This is a genomic window from Abyssisolibacter sp. ZYX002 (assembly GCF_056892235.1).
This window is the reverse complement of sequence record NZ_JARMXH010000020.1, coordinates 1-16,437: the sequence shown is the minus strand read 5'-3', so window position 1 is coordinate 16,437 and position 16,437 is coordinate 1. Positions and strand designations below refer to the sequence as shown.

The window sequence follows — 16,437 nt, the reverse complement described above, 5'->3', positions numbered from 1 at the left end:
CTTTTCTGATCTTTTGTCAAGAAGTTATTTTTTCAACATTAGAGCTGATTTGCTCTTTGCTGTTTTAGTCAGCTTGTTTATAATAACACAGCCTTTATAACTAAGTCAATAGATTTTTTAAATTTTTACATGATGATTTCTAAGTTTTTGTATATATGTACCCCTGAGCCATGATGTAAATTCTTACTATGCTTTATATTTTCCATCAGTGTCATTGCATCTATAATATATGTTTTATCAAGTAATGCTTTATAGTGTCCGCACATTATATTATCATATAGATGTCTCATATTATATAGTTTTTCTATTGATTTATAATATTCTAGAGGGTCTGTACTTTCATAATTACAAAATAATCTCCCTTGATATAATGTATCTCCTACATATATATCTCTTTTTTCTCTATCTAGTAGTGCTATATGTCCTGGAGAATGCCCTGGAATATCTATTACTTCAATATTTCTATTGCCTAAGTTGAACTCATATCCTTGTTTTATTATATTTGCACTTTCTGACTTAAATTTTTTGTAATCATGATTTATATACTTAGAATCAACCCCTCTATATAAATTATTTTTTATTACTTCTGTAGGTAACGGTATGCCGTTTTTTATCCACTCAAACTCTCTTTCGTGCACATATATATTATCAAACTCACAGTGATTACCTATATGATCCCAATGTACATGAGTAGAAACTACTCGTATTTCTTTATCATCAATATGCTTTAATACTTCTTTCAGTCTAGTTATACCTGTTCCACTATCAATTAATAAATTATATTCTTCACCTACTAGATAATACATATTGGTTTTTTCCCAATGAAGATGTTCTCTTATTATATAAGATTTATTATCTTTTTTTAGTATATTAAACCACTCCATTAAATTCCTCTCACTATATCTTTTAATTTTTCTAAATCTTCCAAATAAACCACTTTAAGCTTTTGATTATATATTATAGACGCTGGATGATATAGTGGAAATAATTTATATGAATTATCTAATATCGCTATTTCTGTTATTTTGCCATGCATTTCTCCTATAGTAGCTTTGTTATTACTCATAACTGCTTTTAAAGGCGTATTTCCTAATGTAACTATAATCTGTGGATTTACTATACTAATTTCTTTAAAAAGATATCTTATAAAAGAGTTTATTTCTTTTGTTTTTGGAGGTCTATTGATAGGTTTATTTGTCTTAGGACTTAATTTTGTTGGCCTAAATTTTACTGTATTAGATATATATATATCTTTTCTATCTAGACATATTATTTCTAAGAACTCATTTAGATTTTCCCCGGCTTTTCCAACAAAAGGTTTTTTTAGTTCAATTTCTTTTGCCCCAGGCGCTTCGCCTATTAAGAGTATTTTACTGTTTATATTACCATCACCCATTACTAAGTCATATTCATAGAATTCTTTTATCATTTCCTCATTTAGATTTGTTAATCTACACATATTACTCACCTCACCTAGTTATGTCACTTATATCATTTTATCATAAACATATTATATTCACAAAAAAACTGATGGTATACTTATACCATCAGTTACAAAGGGGTTGATTGATTTTTGACTAGTGTCAGTCTTTTGGTTTGATATGCTATGTTTATAGTATATAGTATATATATTATAACTTTGTTACTGTATAATTACTTTTATATTAAATCAACCAATTTTATAATTTAGTTCTGTAACATTTTAGGATAAGCATCATATATATATATTGACAAATGAGACAAGATGTAGTGTTGAAATGTAATTATTTAAATGGAGGTATTGTTGTGAATAATGAATTTATTAATGAAATGAATAATGAAAATATATTTGACGATGAAATATTCAATGACGATGGCTCAAAAGATGACTGCCACTGCTCAGATCATGAATGTTGCCATGATAAGGAATTCAAAGGAAAATCAAAAATTTGTATTAATGCTTTGTTAAGCTATTATGTTGACTGTAAAGTAGACAATTGTTGTGAAAAGACTCCTAAGGGTTTTATATGTTTTAAAAATGCATGTGTTAAAATCTATTCAGATTGTCCATGCTTTGTTAAGATTTTCAATAAATGCGGTAAACCTCCTTACACTGAAACTGCTATATTTAAGAAAGCTAAGGTTAAAAAATGTAATTGTATTACAGAAGATGCTACCGTATATCTAAATGTAGTTCGTCTAAGCGATAAAAGAATATTAGCTTCTATAGCTGCATTTGATAAAGAGGGCGAGCTAATTTTCGCTTTCTGTGACAAATTCTGTGGCTGTTTAAAGAAAAAAAGAGCCATTAAATGTGAACGTAAATGTAAAAAATGCAAAGAATATTTTATAAGCAAATAACAATAGTTCAATAGTTATAATAATATATTAAAATAAAAAATGCACTTATTGAATAATCGTAAGATTATTCATAAGTGCATTACTTTTAATGATATACGTCTACTCAGCTCTCAAAGCATCTATAGGTTTAAGCTTAGCTGCTTTATATGCTGGATAAACTCCAAATACTACTCCTATTAATAAGGAGAATACAAATGACCCTGCAGCTATATCCATACCCATTACTGGATGTATAGGTGATAGTGCACTCGCTATTTTTATACCTATTTGAGCTAGTATAATACCTATTATCCCTCCTACACCACTAACTACCGAAGCCTCTATTAGGAATTGAATTAATATATCTCTCCTTTGAGCACCTAAAGATTTTCTAATACCTATTTCTCTAGTTCTCTCACTTACTGATACAAACATTATATTCATAATACCTATACCACCAACTAGTAGCGATATGGATGCTATTCCGCCTAGCATTATTGATAAAATGTTTGTTATATTATTAACTTGCTTTAGTGCAGATTCTGCTGTATTTATACGAAAATATTCGACTTCATTGCCAAATCCACCATACATACTATCATATCCACCACTTACTGCTTCTTGTTGATTTTGATTTTTTGGCTTTTCTCCGTAATATTTAGTTAATCCTTCATGTAGTTGTTTTACTAAATTATTTACATCGTCTTTACTTTCAGTATTAACTGAAATACTCTTGATTCTCTGATGTGACATTATCTGAGCTGTAGTAACAGGTATATAACCAGATTCTTGCACGTAACCGAAAAATCCCATATCTTTTTTAGCAAGCACCCCTATCACTTTATAGCTATCTCCATTTATCTGAACAAACTGCCCGATTGGGTCTTTCCCTTTAAAATACTTATTTTTTGCATCGTTGTTTAATACTATAACCTTACTTCTGTAATCAACATCTAACGGAGTTATATGTCTACCGTTTTCTAATTCTTCATTTTTTATTTTACTATATTCGTCACCAATGCCTTGAATTGAAATACCGCCTGTTATACTATCTTTTTTTATCTCTCCACTAACTTGTATAATTGGACTCACGTTTTTTACATTAAACTCCTTGTAAAACTTCATCATATCTTCATATGTCATAGCTTTCTTATCCGTCATAATATTGATACTTATTATATTTGATTGTTTTTCTAAATCGCTTGTAATAGAGGATGTTGCTCCTCTTCCTAAAGATACAATTAATATTATAGAGAATACACCAACTATTACTCCTAACATTGTCAAAAATGATCGCAATTTACTTGCAAATATTTCTTTCAAGGACAATTTAAGTATTATTCTTAGACTCATATTAATATCCCTCTTTTGCCTGTTTTTGGTTAATTATTTTACCATCTTTTATTCTAACTGTTCTATTTGCTCTAGCTGCTATCTCATTGTCATGTGTTATCAAAACAAATGTTGCTCCTTGTTTATTTAAATCTATAAGTATAGTCATTATCTCATCTGTAGAAACAGAATCTAAGTTTCCTGTTGGCTCGTCAGCTAATATCAATGCTGGATCACAAACTAATGATCTAGCTATTGCAACTCTTTGTTGTTGCCCACCCGACATTTCCGAAGGTTTGTGATCCATTCTATCTCCTAATCCTACTTGTTCTAATGCTTTTGTAACTCTCTGATGTCTTTCTTTTTTCTTCATTCCCTGATATAGAAGCGGAAGCTCTACATTTTCATATGCGTTTAATTTTGGTAATAAATTAAATTTTTGAAATATAAACCCTATGTTTTTATTTCTTAATATAGCTAATTCTTTTTCTGTATAGTTATTTATACTCTTCCCTTTTAGGTAATACTCTCCTTCTGTCAATATATCTAAACAACCTATAATATTCATTAATGTAGATTTACCAGAACCACTTGATCCTATTATAGCTACAAATTCTCCCTCTTCCACTGATAAATCAATGCCTTTTAGTGCTTCAAACTCTATACTACCATTTGAATATACTTTTCTAATATTTTTCATATCTATAACTTTTTGTCTATTCATTTACTAGTATATCTCCTTCTTTTAAATTAGAAATTATTTCTGATTTATCATTATCTACTAATCCAACTTTTACATAAACTTTTTCTGATTTATCTCCGTTTTTTTGTACCATTACGTAATAGCCTTTTTCGTCTTTTTTAACATATTGCTTTGGTACTAATAATACTCCCTTTTTAGACTGCAATATTATTTCTGCATTTGCGCTCATTCCTAGTCTTAGCATGTTCATATTTTCATTTTTAGTTAATTTAAGTGATACTATATATTCTGCGGTTCCATTATTAACTTTTCCTTCATATGAAACTGAGTCAACTATTCCTTCATACTGGACATCTTTAAGAGCTGCTACTTTTATGATTGCTTTCTGTCCTTCTTTTACTTTTAATACATCAGATTCATCTACGTTCATTTTTATCCCAAAACTCTCTAAATCCGCTACTTTACCTAAAGTTTGCCCAACTGTTATATTTTCGCCACTTACTACATTCATAGCTACTATTGTACCTGTTATAGGTGAGTTAATAGCAGACTTATCATTTTTACTTAATTCACCCAATTTTCTTCTTTCGTTTGATATTCTTCTTTCATTCATATTTATTTGGTCTGACAAATCAGCATTGGTCAATTTTGCTATTATATCACCTTTGTTTACTCTTTGGCCTTCTTTTATATTGATTTGAGATATTTCACCTGATGTCTCTACTTTAACGTCCCTATTTACTTTCCATTTCAACGTCCCTACATCTGCTGAAGTTATCTCTGCTCCGTTTAATAATACTGTACCTCTTGCTTTGGTATTTTCAGTTAATGCACCTATATTTTTTGTTTCTAATGTAACGTTACATGTTATAGCTCCAGATGATGTACTATTAGGATCTTTATTTATATCAACTACTTCTGCAGCTATTGTTTGCATATAAGTTGGCAAATATATTTTCCCTTTCATTCCAACTGTCATTTTGTCGACAACATGTTTTCCAAAAGGTACTGTTAATCTTAAATATTCTTTGTTTACTATCCTAACAATAGCTTTACCTTGACCTACTTCTTCCCCTTTTTCTACATATAATTTCGTAATAATGCCACTATAAGGTGACTTCAATGTTAATAGATCTATCTTCTTCTTTAATTTATCTAAATCTCTTTGAGATTTGTCTATTTCAAATCTTCTATCCACTATATTACTGCTGTTATTGTTTTCACTCTTTAATTTTACAATAATATCATCTTTGTTTACTTTCTCTCCAACTTTTGCATATATTGCTTCAATAGATGCTGCATTCTTTGATTTAAGCTCTTTTAATATACTCGATTCGATATTACCATTTCCTGTTATAGATGTCTGTATATCACCTTTTGATACTTGATATGTTTGTACTTGAAAAACTTCGCTACTTACAGCCTTATTACTGAATTTTTTATATCCAAAAAATCCAATTATTATTACTGCCAATATTATTACTATGTATTTCTTTTTCATGTTACTTTACTCTCCTTTCTGTGCTAAAAATTATTAGCGGTGTTTTGAATAACATATAATTTGCTATTCAGTCAATGGACTATTTTTTCTTTATTATTTTTATGGAGACGATTATTATTTTATATATATTTAGCTCAATAATATTACTATTGTATAGGCTTATTTATCTTGATTACTCCCAATATCGCTACAAATAGATTAATATTCTAAGTTTCATACTGACTGCATCTCCTCCATACTAAATTATATATACGTCACCTTACAATTTGATTAAGTTTTATGTTACAATATTGTAATGTTTTTTCTACTATTCTTTGAAGCTTATAATAATGTTTATAGAATTCAAAATATCTTTTAATAACATTACCATACCAATTACTTAACGTCAAATAATAGCTTTTAATTCTTCTTTAAGATAACGATTATCATTATTGTTTTTCTAGTGACGATGGTGTATAATGTATTTTGTCGAATAATTGCACCATATGTCATTATATATAGTTGTTACGTATCTATAATTATCTCAATACATTTATGGAGGTTTATATATGAAAAAATATATTTGGTTAAACCCAGTTACTAGTGACATGTTGACCAATAATAATATTAATATTAATGTTAATGAACTATTTAAGAATTTAGGCTATATTCTTGTAGACTTAGATTGTTCTATTGTTGACAATGTCCTATCAGATTATATAAATATGTGCAAATCAACTAATAACCCTTTAATAGATTCTCGCTGTCCTATGGTAGTTGAAATAATTAAAGAAAAATATCCAGAGCTATGCAAAAACATTGCACCACTAGATCCAATCTTTATATATTGCGCTAAGCATTTGTATAAAACTCTAATAAAATCAAATGATGATTCGATTTTATTTATTATAGCTCCTTGTACTTCTCTATGTCATTATGGAAATGCAGTGTTAAAAAAAGATGTTATTTTCACTACTTGGAAACATTTTAAAGAAAAACATGAAATATGCATAGATTTAAAAGCTAGACGGACTCCTATCCCTTTAGGTTTTTTTGATAATACTGATTTAATTATAGAAAAACTAACTGGTGAAAGCAAGATTCTATCTAATATCAATAAGCTAATTGAGTATAAGTCTAATATTGATTTAATAGAAATTCTATATTGTAAAAATGGTTGTCATAATGGTGATGGCATATGAAAATAAAATGCAGATTTTTAAGATTGTTTATTCCACTTTTTATTTTATTGTTATGGTTTGCTATAAGTTCGACAAATATATGGAGTTCTTACATACTCCCTACTCCTGTCAAAGTATTTAGCACAGGAATTATTCTTATAAAAAACGGAACTTTAGTTCAGCATATTTTAGTTAGTTTGATAAGGGTTTTATTAGGTTTTGCTATATCTTTTTTTATAGCTTTTCCAATGGGTATTTTTATTGGCTTAAAACCTAATGTAAGATATGTTTTAAATCCATTATTTGAATTTTTTAGACATGTACCACCGTTAGCTCTGATTCCAATGCTCATACTTTGGTTTGGAATTGGTGAAATATCTAAAGCTATCGTTATAATTTTAGCTTCATTTTTTCCAATGCTCTTGAATATTGCTAATGGATTTTCTAATTGTGACCCTAAATTAATAGAAGTGGGTATGTCTTTTGGATTTAGCAAGTCTAAGATATTCTATAAAATAATACTCCCTAATGCAATAAATGATATTATTATTGGTATGCGTATCGGATTAGGATACAGCTGGAGAGCTATTATTGGTGCTGAGCTTATTGCTGCATCTTCAGGTATTGGATACTTAATTCTTGATTCTCAATCATTATCTAGACCTGATAAAGTTATAGTAGGTATATTAGCTATTGGAATTTTGGGGATAGCGATTGACTCTTTATTTAGAATTTTGACCAAAAAATTAGAAAAAGGTAAGTGTTAATATGGCTAGTGTTATTATGGATAATATAAGAAAAGAATATATAGTTAATTCAAATAAAATTTCTGTACTAAACGGTATATCTCATGTTTTTGAAGATGAAACCATAACTGTTATATTGGGTAAAAGTGGCTGCGGAAAAACAACATTACTTCGTTTGATTTCAGGTTTAGAAAAACAGTCTTCAGGAAGCATTGATTTTAGAGGTTCAGGTAGTAAAGTAGGCATTGTATTCCAAGAAAATAGGCTAATGCCTTGGCTTACTGTAGAAGATAATATAAAGTTTTCTTTAAATAAATCTGACAATGCTACAGTAGAATCTTATTTGAAAATCATGGGATTATTAAAGTTTAGCTCCGCATACCCTAATCAAATTTCTGGAGGCATGGCTCAGCGTGCTTCTATAGCAAGAACTCTAGCATATAACCCTGACGTTATTCTTATGGATGAGCCATTTGCCGCTCTGGATTATTTTACGCGACAAAATTTACAACAGAAATTACTTGAAATCTTTGAAGTATATAATAAAACTATTATTTTTATAACGCATAATGTTGATGAAGCTTTATTGCTAGGACATACTATTTTAGTCTTAGATAATGGTGTTATTATAAAAAAATATGATTTAAATAAATGTAATTTTCCTAGAGATATATCAAGTAAATATTTGTTGGAAATTAAAAAAAATATTATTGATACTATTAGTAAAAATCACAAGGAGGTCTTATGATGTTGAAAAGATTATTATGTATAATGTTAGTATTAAATTTGGTTTTTGTTTTTGTAGGTTGCAAAAAAAATGATGGTGATAATTTAGATAAAGTAACTCTTACTTACGTTAAAGCACCTCTCAATGTACCTTCTATAATTCAAAGAAATAAAGGATTGTTTGATAGTGAATTCAAATCAGATAATATAGCAGTTGAATATTCAACTCTTACTGCAGGTCCTAAACAGACTGAAGCTCTTGCTGCTGGAGAAATAGATTTTCTTAATGCTGTAGGAGGAACTTCGGTAATATTGGCTGCAGCAAATGGTGTAGATCTAAAAGTCATAAGCACTTTTAGTAGATGCCCTAAAGCTTTCATGATTGTCTCTAAATCTAATCAAATTGCAAGTATTAAAGATCTTAAAGGTAAGAAAGTTGGCGGTCCTAAAGGAACTATATTACATCAGCTACTTATTTCAGCTCTAGATAAAAATGATCTAGCAAAAAATGATGTCAAACTTATGTCTATGGGAATACCTGAAGCTATGTCAGCTTTAGAAAATGGAGAAATAGATGCTGCTCTTGTTGCCGGTCCAGCCGCATACAACTCAATAAAAAGCGGTGCAAAAGTATTAACTACTGGTGAGGGTTTAATAGATGCAACAATAGTAGTAGCTGCAAGTGATAAAATAATTAAAGAACACCCAAACGCTGTTAAGAAATTTCTAAAAGTTCAAAACGATAGTATCAAATGGATTTTAGAAAATAAAGAAGAAGCTATAAAAATTACAGCTAAGGAAACTGGTCTAAATGAATCTGCTGTAAAAGAAATGTATGATTGGTATGACTTTAACCCTACCTTCTCAACTGCTGATAAAGAGGGTTTAGTATCTACTCAACAGTTCCTTTTAGACAATGGCTTGTTAGATAATAAGATTGATATAGAAAAAATAATTTACAACGGAAAATAGTGCAGACTATATTGTTAAATATCCGTGTGAAATATGTATTCACACGGATATTTTTATTGATATATTATTATGTTTCAAATAATTCTCGTATATCTTTTTCCTGTAGCTTAGTAATAAATGTTTGCCCTGGTTGAATAATGCTATCTATCATAATTTTCTTTTTTTGTTGTAACTCATATATCTTTTCTTCTATAGTTCCTTTTGTAATTAGTTTCATAACATGCACTACTTTATCCTGTCCTATTCTATAAGCTCTATCCTCGGCTTGCATCTCTACTGCCGGATTCCACCAAGGATCAAAATGTATTACTGTATCTGCTCCTGTTAGATTTAATCCTGTTCCACCAGCTTTTAATGATATTAAAAACACCTCTTTATGTCCTTCATTAAATTTAGTTACCATTTCATTTCTATTCTTAGATTTTATTGACCCATCCAAGTAATAATAGCTTATTTTTTTTTCTACTAATTTTTCTTCTATTATTCTGAGCATTGATGTAAATTGAGAAAATATTAAAGTTCTATGTTTTCCCTCTATAAGTTCATCTATTAACTCAAGCACTAAATCCAGCTTACTACTTGTTTCATTATAATTTTCTAAAAATAAATTTGGGTGGCAACATATCTGTCTCATTCTTGTTAGCGCTGCGAGAACTTTTATATGACTTTTGGCATAACCATCTGTTTTTATTAAATTATTAATTTCTTCTTTGTATTTATTTAGGTAAGCAATATATAACTTTTTTTGTGCATTAGTTAGTTCGACCACTATTTTATTTTCAATTTTCTCAGGCAAATCATCTAGTACATCTTTCTTTACTCTTCTTAATATAAATGGTGCTATATGTTTCTTTAAAGATATAAGGGCTTTTTCTTCTTGACTTTTTAATATTGGTTTTTCATAAAGTTCTCTAAATTTATTAATACTTAACAAATAACCTGGCATTAAAAAATCAAATACTGACCAAAGCTCTAAAAGAGTGTTTTCTATAGGAGTTCCTGTTAATGCAAATCTATCCTTAGTTTTCAATTTTTTTATTGCTTTTGATGTTTTTGAGTTGTAATTTTTTATGTGTTGAGCTTCATCTAGTATACATACACTAAAGTTTATTTCTTTGTATATCTCTATATCGTTTCTAATCATCGTGTATGATGTAATAATTATTTCAACGTTTTCTAGATTATTTAATATCGCCACTCTATCTTCTTTGTTTCCATTAACCACTATTATCTTAAGTGATGGTACAAATTTCTGTGCTTCATTTAGCCAATTATATATTAGTGATGTCGGCACAACAATTAATGATATACCCTTTTTCTGTTCATGCTTTGCTTTAAGGTATGATAAAACTTGTAAAGTTTTCCCTAACCCCATATCATCTGCAAGAATACCTCCAAACCCCAGTTCTGATAACAATCTGAGCCAGCTATACCCTACTTCTTGATAATCTCTAAGCACACCTTTTACTTCAGCAGGTAAGTCATAATTTTCATCGCTAGGTTCTTTTATCCTCATAATTAATTGCTTAAAGTCTATATTTTTTCTATTATACTTAGTATCTATCTCTTTTAGTTGCTCATTCAAATAGAACGCTTTAAATTTCGGTAACTGAGCACTTCCTGATTTTATATCATCTTCCTCTAGCCCAACGTAGTCTACTAAATCTACAAATTTGTCTAATTTATTATTTTCAAGAGATAATAAAGACCCATCTGATAGTCTATAGAATTTCTTTTTCTCATTATATGCTTTTAGTATATCTGCAAAATTTAGATCTTCAATGCCATCAATTGTAAAATTAAATGTTAAATAATCATCTCCATTATTATACAAAACACTAGTTGAAAGTATCTTTTTCTTAATTGTTGCTATCTGCTTAAATTTGTCAGAATAATAAACTATCGCCTTGTCTTTTAACTCGTTAAGCCCATTAGACAAAAACTCAAATATATAGTCCTCACCATCTAAGAAATATCCTTCTGTAGATACTTTGAAGTTATAGTTAGATAAAAATTCTTGTATTTGATATTCTTTTCTTATATCTCTTAATATTATTTTATTTGCTTTTGTCTTTTCTTCTTTTAGTGGATCTATCTCATATTCTCCATATTTATTTTTAACTTTAGCTGTAATTAAATTTCTTTCTTTATCTAAGTATATTTCAGATTGCAAATCATGTTCATATATCTCATCACTCAAACTTTTATCAATATTTAAACTACCAATCTCTTTAATTATTGGACAAATGTGTGATAAAAGCTTCTCTAATATATTGTTTTTTATAGCTATGTTTTTTTCTTCTGTTAACATTAACATATTATAAATAGGCATAAAATGTCTCTTTTGATTACTGGATATTTTGTATATATTATTGTCTAAATAAAAATAGCTTCCATCCATCATTATTGGCATTATATTATCAATACTCTCTAATGATAAATTTGTGGTTTTGAGTTTTTTGTTGAGATTAAATCTAAGAGGTAAATCATCGTTAATAATCTTGACCTTCTTTAGGTTTTTACCTATTATTTGTGTATTTAATATTACGTCATTATTAAAATAACTTAAAAATAATTTTAGATAGCTATTGTTCAATATTAAGTACTTTCCCGAAAAAAACATACTTCTTGTGTTCCAATTCATGTTACTAATTTCTTCATTGTGAACATATAGATCGTTAATATAGTTCAATATCTCTTGGTCTTTTTGATTAAATCTGCAACTCTCATCGTTATAAGTAAACTTCTTTCCTAATACTAACGATTCACTATAAATAATTGATTCTATAAATTTTTTCATATTTTTTACTATGTACAATTTATCGTACCCTATTCTCAGCCATATTTTTGAAAATTTAGGGTTTTCAATAATTAAGTTGTATTCTATATTAACATATTTTCTAATATCTTCTGCTTGATCAACAAAATAGTCTAATAATAAATTGTCAATGCCATCTTCTTTGTGTTTTTTAGTAGCAGTTTCTACATTTGAAATTTCTAATAAAAATAATAATGTGGCAACAATATGTTTACATAATCCACCGTATTTTTGAAAAGCTTGACAGTCACACGAGCAGTCCATAGGGCTTCCGTTATCACCAATATAAACTTCTACATTATAATCATAGCTACCTTTTATAACTGCAGTAACTATATTGTTTATCTGATCATGCTTAACATTTTTAACTTTGTTTGACTTAAAATAATTTACTCCTCTTTTAAAAGTAGCACTACTAGATGCATTACTAAGTATTTCATTAATCTCAATATTAAACATTTAACCACTCTCTTTTTTAATAGTCTGTGTATAATACTAATACTATAATAAAACATTATCTACTATCAAGGCATAAAATAAATTTCACATATAATAATTTAACTCATACATATGTAATAAGCATATAATGTTTAATAAACTGGAGGGATCTTAGGTTGAAAAAAGTTGTATTAACAGATAAATCAGTCATTTTGGTTAAAATAAACACTGAAGACCAGCTTTGTATCAAATGTTTATATTATAAGCATGGACATTGGTATCCAACCGTTATACTAAAAAAAGATATTATCTCATTAACAGATATAAGAAATAGTTCACCACCTGCAAATACTTTGCATGAAGATTCTCTGGGTTTTGATAATCTTACTTATACCCAAAAATTAAATGATGTTGGTGGATGTGAATTATTTGTGCTTAGAAATAATACTATAACGTTAGATAATTTACATTACTTAAACAATTCAAAGTTACCTAGTTTTCCTGAACCTCAGAGAAGTTGGCGTTATACCGGTCTTCCTAGCAAAATTGATATAACAAAGAAAAATGGTGAACTAATAGACTATGTTCCTATTCATATTTATGCTACTAAAGATGGAAATCAATCAGTTATATTATCTAAATCCAGTAATATTTTAGGATATTTAGATGTTGATAATAATTTCTATAAATCATTTCATCTAAATAGTTATTTCAAAAAAGATCAGTTATTATTTATCTTACTTCTAGACAAAATTAGTCCTAGCTGTAAAGGATGTTCCATCAATAAGAATAGCTACTGGTCTTTAATTACCGAAACTCCATCGTATAATCTTGAAGAACATCCATATTATATTACATTAAATTGTGGCCTAACTAATAATGATATACCTGTCTTTAATTTAGCTATAGGCTCTAATACTTTTATAAACAATAACAATGGTAGATTGTATTCTATGTTGTCTAACAAATTGAGCTCATCATTTAATACAAATATAAATATTTCTAATTACTTAACTAAAACAAATAAACTAACATTTAAAAATGATAGTTTATCTAAATCCATATCAATATATCAATATAATGAAGTATATAGTATCAGCCCATCTAATTCTCTTATATCTAAAATAAATGAACTCAATAATAGCGATTATATTGGAAGTTTTGCAAGAGCAACTTTTAAACCTACTGTTTATGAATATAATTGTAATATATTCTCAAAATCTTTTATTTATGATTCCTAGAATATAATAAATCACTCTTAAAATAAAAATATTTTATATAGTTTTCCAATATAATGCTTCATTCCGTATTTATAATCTTTGATTTATTAGGTACTTGCCCTGCAAATAGTATAAAATATAATATATCAGCTAGCAATAAAAGCTGATGCAATATTTAATTTCCAGATAACTAGCGTTGGTATCACAGATATTAATAAAAAGGGTGGTAATATCAACATCATTAATATTCTATTCTTAATTAATATGCCGTTATAATTACCATAAAAATATATATGCTTTAGGTAAAATAAAATTCTAATGTCGTTTTATCTGTCATTCCAAGTTATGGTGAAAATATCATATGTACAAATTCATGAATTGGAACTATGGTAGCTATAACTATACAGAACTTGCTCTAGATAATTCTTTTAACAAAATTTATCCTTTTATAAACTAATATATTATAAAATTAAGAGATATTCCAATAAATAAAACTATGATATTAAATTTTTTGGTGGCTACTTATTTTGAATTTCATTTTTATCTCTTTAACTTCCTACTTCACTCATTGCTATTATGTCATTATATTTTTGCTTTATCTTTTTAAAGTCTTCCCAAACAGGCTTTTTTTTATTAACATCTCTTAACACCGCTGCTGGATGATATGTAGGCATAATTAAGTATTCTCCTTTTTTTATCCACTCGCCTCTTTCTCTTGTTATCCTAAAATCTTGCCTTATTATATTTTTAGCTGCTACTGAACCCAAGCATACTATTATTTGGGGTTTTATAAGCTTTACTTGCCATCTTAAATAATCTATACAAGACTCCATTTCATCATCCAATGGATTTCTATTACCTGGTGGTCTACATTTAACTATATTAGCTATATAAACATCATCTCTACTTAAATCAATAGCCTTAAGTATATCATCTAGCAATTTACCTGCTGCCCCTACGAAAGGGATCCCTTGTTTGTCCTCATTATACCCTGGTCCTTCTCCTATAAACATAATAACTGCTTTCTCATTACCTTGCCCAAAAACAACATTATTTCTAGTTTCATGTAATCTACATTTTGTACAAGCAAAACAAAATTGTCTGACATCATCTAGTGTATACATACAATTTCCTCCTGTTAATTTCTTCATTAATATTATATATCTAAAGCTTCAATGCAACAATAAAAAATAAAAAATATATATCTAAAACTATAACATTATTATTAAAGTTACGGGATTTAATTTCTGTACTTTTACAAAGTATTGTTTTATAATTAAATAAGTTAAGGGAGGAATGATACATGGACATATTCTTCAATATCATAGTTGGCATAAGTTTGAGTAGTGCATGCGGTTTTAGGATATTTATACCTCTTTTGATTATGAGCATAAGTAGCATTACTGGCTTTATTCATCTATCAACTAGTTACTCATGGATAGGAACTTATACATCATTATTTATTTTATTGGTTGCTACTTTACTAGAAATCTCAGCATATTTTATTCCATGGATTGATAATGCTCTTGATTTTATAGCTACACCTATTGCTATCATTTCAGGTATAGTTATAATGTCTTCTTTCGTTGATGGCTTACCTCCTATATTAAAGTGGAGTATATCTGTAATAGCAGGAGGTTTTGTTCCAGCCTTTATACAAGTTTCTACTGCCTTGATTAGAGGTTTTTTATCTACTGTTACGGTAGGCTTAGGGAATTTTGTATTTTCTATTTTAGAACTAATTGCCTCTTTACTTATATCTATACTTGCAATTCTTTTACCTTTTATAGCAATAATTTTATTAATCCTTCTATTATTCATAATTGGTTCTAAGAAAAAAGAACTAATTGTCAATAAATCAGTATAAAGCCTAGCAGTTTCATAATAGTATATAACACAAAAGACTCCTATAAGGAGTCTTTAATCTATATGGTCGGGGTGGCAGGATTTGAACCCGCGGCCCTCTGGTCCCAAACCAGATGCGCTACCAAACTGCGCTACACCCCGTAACATAATTAAAAGCTTCTACTTAGAAGCTAAAATTTAATGGTGCCCAGAGGCGGAATCGAACCACCGACACGGGGATTTTCAGTCCCCTGCTCTACCGACTGAGCTATCTGGGCATATGGTGGGCCTTCAGGGATTCGAACCCCGGACCTACCGGTTATGAGCCGGGCGCTCTAACCAACTGAGCTAAAGGCCCACATAAGTTGTATGTGGTAGGACTAAGTGGACTCGAACCACCGACCTCACGCTTATCAGGCGTGCGCTCTAACCTGCTGAGCTATAGTCCTATATTTTTAGGATATTGGTCGGGGTGGCAGGATTTGAACCCGCGGCCCTCTGGTCCCAAACCAGATGCGCTACCAAACTGCGCTACACCCCGTAATGCTTGGCGGAGAAGGAGGGATTTGAACCCTCGCGCCCCGTAAAGGACCTACTCCCTTAGCAGGGGAGCCTCTTCAGCCACTTGAGTACTTCTCCAAGCAAATCTCTTAATAC

At 29.1% G+C, this 16,437-nt stretch carries 14 protein-coding genes and 6 tRNA genes; 7 read left to right on the top strand and 13 right to left on the bottom strand.

Going from position 1 to position 16,437, the window contains the following annotated elements; genetic code table 11:
• Positions 1–125: 125 nt before the first annotated feature.
• Both P3X86_RS21195 and P3X86_RS21190 read right to left on the bottom strand, forming a co-directional pair.
• Positions 126–884, bottom strand: coding sequence for an MBL fold metallo-hydrolase (locus P3X86_RS21195; RefSeq protein WP_483294733.1), 759 nt, complete (start codon positions 882–884; stop codon positions 126–128).
• Positions 884–1,459, bottom strand: a complete 576-nt coding sequence (locus P3X86_RS21190) for a uracil-DNA glycosylase (protein WP_483294732.1) — start codon at positions 1,457–1,459, stop codon at positions 884–886. Before P3X86_RS21190 ends, P3X86_RS21195 begins: the two co-directional genes overlap by 1 nt.
• A 326-nt stretch (positions 1,460–1,785) precedes the next feature.
• On the opposite strand from P3X86_RS21190, the gene P3X86_RS21185 reads away from it, so the two are divergent.
• Positions 1,786–2,340: a hypothetical protein gene (locus P3X86_RS21185; protein ID WP_483294731.1), complete on the top strand. Its 555-nt coding sequence runs from the start codon at positions 1,786–1,788 to the stop codon at positions 2,338–2,340.
• 99 nt (positions 2,341–2,439) lie between these two features.
• Here P3X86_RS21185 and P3X86_RS21180 read toward each other — a convergent pair whose 3' ends face one another.
• From P3X86_RS21180 to P3X86_RS21170, 3 genes are read right to left on the bottom strand one after another with little or no spacing between them, the layout of a single operon-like run.
• Complete coding sequence (locus tag P3X86_RS21180) at positions 2,440–3,672, bottom strand: ABC transporter permease (protein WP_483294730.1); 1,233 nt, start codon at positions 3,670–3,672, stop codon at positions 2,440–2,442.
• A gap of 1 nt (position 3,673) precedes the next feature.
• Entirely contained in the window at positions 3,674–4,375 is a 702-nt protein-coding gene (locus P3X86_RS21175) for an ABC transporter ATP-binding protein (RefSeq protein ID WP_483294729.1), read from the bottom strand.
• Positions 4,368–5,855, bottom strand: coding sequence for a hypothetical protein (locus P3X86_RS21170; protein WP_483294728.1), 1,488 nt, complete (start codon positions 5,853–5,855; stop codon positions 4,368–4,370). The genes P3X86_RS21175 and P3X86_RS21170 overlap by 8 nt, the downstream gene beginning before the upstream one ends.
• 548 nt (positions 5,856–6,403) lie before the next feature.
• Between P3X86_RS21170 and P3X86_RS21165 the strand changes: the two genes are divergently transcribed.
• The 4 genes from P3X86_RS21165 to P3X86_RS21150 are packed head-to-tail and all read left to right on the top strand — an operon-like array spanning position 6,404 to position 9,459.
• On the top strand, positions 6,404–7,036 hold the full coding sequence (locus P3X86_RS21165; RefSeq protein WP_483294727.1) for a [Fe-Fe] hydrogenase large subunit C-terminal domain-containing protein: 633 nt from the start codon (positions 6,404–6,406) through the stop codon (positions 7,034–7,036).
• Positions 7,033–7,782 (top strand): ABC transporter permease, encoded by a 750-nt coding sequence (locus P3X86_RS21160; protein ID WP_483294726.1) that lies wholly within the window; start codon positions 7,033–7,035, stop codon positions 7,780–7,782. The genes P3X86_RS21165 and P3X86_RS21160 overlap by 4 nt, the downstream gene beginning before the upstream one ends.
• Before the next feature lies 1 nt (position 7,783).
• Positions 7,784–8,509 (top strand): ABC transporter ATP-binding protein, encoded by a 726-nt coding sequence (locus P3X86_RS21155; RefSeq protein WP_483294725.1) that lies wholly within the window; start codon positions 7,784–7,786, stop codon positions 8,507–8,509.
• A complete protein-coding gene (locus P3X86_RS21150) occupies positions 8,509–9,459 on the top strand; it encodes an ABC transporter substrate-binding protein (RefSeq protein WP_483294724.1) in 951 nt (316 codons plus the stop codon). The genes P3X86_RS21155 and P3X86_RS21150 overlap by 1 nt, the downstream gene beginning before the upstream one ends.
• 67 nt (positions 9,460–9,526) lie before the next feature.
• Here P3X86_RS21150 and P3X86_RS21145 read toward each other — a convergent pair whose 3' ends face one another.
• Positions 9,527–12,736, bottom strand: a complete 3,210-nt coding sequence (locus tag P3X86_RS21145; protein ID WP_483294723.1) for an SNF2 helicase associated domain-containing protein — start codon at positions 12,734–12,736, stop codon at positions 9,527–9,529.
• 155 nt (positions 12,737–12,891) lie between these two features.
• Here P3X86_RS21145 and P3X86_RS21140 point away from each other — a divergent pair, with 155 nt between their 5' ends.
• On the top strand, positions 12,892–13,956 hold the full coding sequence (locus tag P3X86_RS21140) for a hypothetical protein (RefSeq protein ID WP_483294722.1): 1,065 nt from the start codon (positions 12,892–12,894) through the stop codon (positions 13,954–13,956).
• Positions 13,957–14,483: 527 nt separating this feature from the next.
• On the opposite strand, the gene P3X86_RS21135 is transcribed toward P3X86_RS21140, so the two are convergent.
• Positions 14,484–15,059, bottom strand: a complete 576-nt coding sequence (locus tag P3X86_RS21135) for a uracil-DNA glycosylase (RefSeq protein ID WP_483294721.1) — start codon at positions 15,057–15,059, stop codon at positions 14,484–14,486.
• Positions 15,060–15,238: 179 nt separating this feature from the next.
• Here P3X86_RS21135 and P3X86_RS21130 point away from each other — a divergent pair, with 179 nt between their 5' ends.
• Positions 15,239–15,802 (top strand): DUF4126 domain-containing protein, encoded by a 564-nt coding sequence (locus tag P3X86_RS21130; protein WP_483294720.1) that lies wholly within the window; start codon positions 15,239–15,241, stop codon positions 15,800–15,802.
• A 63-nt stretch (positions 15,803–15,865) separates the two neighbouring features.
• Here the strand turns inward: P3X86_RS21130 and P3X86_RS21125 are convergent.
• From P3X86_RS21125 to P3X86_RS21100, 6 genes are all read right to left on the bottom strand, one after another.
• A tRNA-Pro gene (locus P3X86_RS21125) sits at positions 15,866–15,942 on the bottom strand.
• A gap of 40 nt (positions 15,943–15,982) precedes the next feature.
• Positions 15,983–16,058: transfer RNA gene (locus P3X86_RS21120), tRNA-Phe, on the bottom strand.
• A 3-nt stretch (positions 16,059–16,061) separates the two neighbouring features.
• Positions 16,062–16,138 (bottom strand) — tRNA-Ile (locus tag P3X86_RS21115).
• A 14-nt stretch (positions 16,139–16,152) separates the two neighbouring features.
• Positions 16,153–16,229 (bottom strand) — tRNA-Ile (locus tag P3X86_RS21110).
• Between the two features lie 15 nt (positions 16,230–16,244).
• Positions 16,245–16,321: transfer RNA gene (locus tag P3X86_RS21105), tRNA-Pro, on the bottom strand.
• Positions 16,322–16,328: 7 nt separating this feature from the next.
• Positions 16,329–16,419, bottom strand: a tRNA-Ser gene (locus P3X86_RS21100).
• Positions 16,420–16,437 lie beyond the last annotated feature (18 nt).

Excerpts from the sequence above, each read along its gene's own strand:
- P3X86_RS21195 (WP_483294733.1), bottom strand. The coding sequence starts at position 884 with ATGGAGTGGTTTAATATACTAAAAAAAGATAATAAATCTTATATAATA.
- P3X86_RS21190 (WP_483294732.1), bottom strand. The coding sequence starts at position 1,459 with ATGTGTAGATTAACAAATCTAAATGAGGAAATGATAAAAGAATTCTAT.
- P3X86_RS21180 (WP_483294730.1), bottom strand. The coding sequence starts at position 3,672 with ATGAGTCTAAGAATAATACTTAAATTGTCCTTGAAAGAAATATTTGCA.
- P3X86_RS21175 (WP_483294729.1), bottom strand. The coding sequence starts at position 4,375 with ATGAATAGACAAAAAGTTATAGATATGAAAAATATTAGAAAAGTATAT.
- P3X86_RS21170 (WP_483294728.1), bottom strand. The coding sequence starts at position 5,855 with ATGAAAAAGAAATACATAGTAATAATATTGGCAGTAATAATAATTGGA.
- P3X86_RS21165 (WP_483294727.1), top strand. The coding sequence starts at position 6,404 with ATGAAAAAATATATTTGGTTAAACCCAGTTACTAGTGACATGTTGACC.
- P3X86_RS21160 (WP_483294726.1), top strand. The coding sequence starts at position 7,033 with ATGAAAATAAAATGCAGATTTTTAAGATTGTTTATTCCACTTTTTATT.
- P3X86_RS21155 (WP_483294725.1), top strand. The coding sequence starts at position 7,784 with ATGGCTAGTGTTATTATGGATAATATAAGAAAAGAATATATAGTTAAT.
- P3X86_RS21150 (WP_483294724.1), top strand. The coding sequence starts at position 8,509 with ATGTTGAAAAGATTATTATGTATAATGTTAGTATTAAATTTGGTTTTT.
- P3X86_RS21145 (WP_483294723.1), bottom strand. The coding sequence starts at position 12,736 with ATGTTTAATATTGAGATTAATGAAATACTTAGTAATGCATCTAGTAGT.
- P3X86_RS21135 (WP_483294721.1), bottom strand. The coding sequence starts at position 15,059 with ATGTATACACTAGATGATGTCAGACAATTTTGTTTTGCTTGTACAAAA.
- P3X86_RS21130 (WP_483294720.1), top strand. The coding sequence starts at position 15,239 with ATGGACATATTCTTCAATATCATAGTTGGCATAAGTTTGAGTAGTGCA.